The organism is bacterium endosymbiont of Bathymodiolus sp. 5 South, from assembly GCF_900128535.1.
Taxonomy (GTDB): Bacteria; Pseudomonadota; Gammaproteobacteria; order PS1; family Pseudothioglobaceae; genus Thiodubiliella.
The window spans coordinates 1-1,724 of record NZ_FQTR01000260.1 but is presented as its reverse complement, the minus strand read 5'-3'; the positions used below and the strand labels follow the sequence as shown (position 1 = coordinate 1,724).

The 1,724-nt window shown below is 30.7% G+C and carries 2 protein-coding genes and 1 pseudogene; all 3 read right to left on the bottom strand.

What is annotated here, in order from left to right:
* A partial coding sequence (locus BBROOKSOX_RS10640) for a hypothetical protein (protein ID WP_139661744.1) occupies positions 1 to 180 on the bottom strand: 180 nt, incomplete at its 3' end.
* 260 nt (positions 181 to 440) lie between these two features.
* The gene (locus tag BBROOKSOX_RS10635; protein ID WP_139661742.1) at positions 441 to 974 is read right to left on the bottom strand and encodes a hypothetical protein; all 534 of its coding nucleotides are present in this window, start codon (positions 972 to 974) and stop codon (positions 441 to 443) included.
* Positions 975 to 977: 3 nt separating this feature from the next.
* Positions 978 to 1,724: pseudogene (locus BBROOKSOX_RS10630) on the bottom strand (hypothetical protein); the annotation flags it as partial.

The window sequence follows — 1,724 nt, the reverse complement described above, 5'->3', positions numbered from 1 at the left end:
ACTGTTTATGTTGATTTGTCCGTTATTTGTGTTGTCTGCGTTATTTGCATTGGCTTGGAGGTTTGAGCCAATAATAGTAGTGGTTTTGTTTGGAGTATTAAGGTTTGTATTAGCAATGGTTGGGGTTATTGCCAGGGTTGTGATTAAGGTTAAAATTGATAGTAAAAATGGGTTTGGCATTTGGTTATTTTAATGAAAGGGTGGAGTCATATTTTTACGATAAAAGGGTAGCGTCCCATTTTTTATTAATACAAAAGCGTTTAAGTGGCTTAGTATTAAAAGTAGAGTGAAGGGTTTTTTAAGGGTGGGCATTGGTGTTATTTTAGATTGGTTTTTTTAAAGATATACACAATCTGATTTACAGGGTCAAAAAATGACTATTTTATTGTTAAATTACACTCTGACTCTAATTATTTCGAAGTTGCTTCAAATGCTTTGTTCTATTCTAAAATATTTATTTTATATGTTTTTATTAAGTTTTTTATCTTTATAACTCTAGAATATATAGATATAACACTCCAAGTTAAATCTGTTTGTGAATAAAAAATAGCTTTATAGTTTCTTATATATATATTTATTGGCATTAAATCAGCTCTTAATATTAATTTAGTTACACATTCTAAATCTTCCACATTATTAAATTCAAATATAGATGAATTTTTACCATGGTCAGAAAATATAAATATATCTTGATGATTATATCTATCAATAAAAAAATCAATTATTTTATTTTCATAATCAAAATATGATTGATAAAAATCATTATTAGAACCTTCTTGATCAAAAAATGTAATAGCATTTTCAAGTTCATTATCATTTAACCAATGATCAAAATAACTAATACAAAAAGAAATTTTTTCATCGGTATCATACCTTTCTTGAAACATTTTACTTTCTTCAATTAACGGGTGCGTAATTATTTCTTTTATTTCTTTAAGAATTGTTTTTTCTAGATTGATACCAATCTTTTTCATTTTTTATTCCTTGTAAATTCTACCATATTTATCTACACTTCCAACTCTATTGCCTTTTTTGTCCAATAATTTCCATGCTCCATCTTTGCCATGAGTTCCTGACCCTGAATTCCTAGCTCTTTCAGGGGACAACTGATAGCCAGTTTTAGGATCTTTGTAAGTCCCCCCTCTGTGTCTTTGAGTAAACTTATTTAAATCAATTTTTCCATTTTTACCTTTTATTTTTTTAGGCAATTTATCATATATTTTTTTAGATTTTTCATCAGGTTTCCAATCCTCAGGAGGCTCTCCATCAGGCATTGGTGCACCAGTTCCAGCCACCTCAGAAACATCATCAATCTTAGGAATATCGCTCGTATCATCATCTTGAGCACTATCACTAACCTGATTAACAATCTCTGCCCCTGCAATAATTCCTATTGCCTTTAATCCATTTTCTGCAATTTTTATTATTAAACTTGGGTCTTTTAATACAGGTGTAGCATATCTTATTATTGCTGAATCTTCTCCCTTGCTCTTATCAATCTCAGCATAATCCTGATTGTTGTTGTCAACAAGCTTTTGGTTTCTCTGTATTTCTGCTGGTGTATTGCCTAGATTTTTGTTGTTGCTATCTGCTAAGCTACCATCGCCATAGTTTTCTGAGGCGAATTCAACATAATCGCTAAAGTCGTCTCCATAGTTTTGGGCATAGATTTCATTGTCTGCTTTACTTGCGTTGTTCTGTGGGTTGGTGTTGATACTTGGGTC

Bases quoted from the DNA above. Each gene is read 5' to 3' on its own strand.
- BBROOKSOX_RS10635 (WP_139661742.1), bottom strand. From the start codon at position 974: ATGAAAAAGATTGGTATCAATCTAGAAAAAACAATTCTTAAAGAAATA.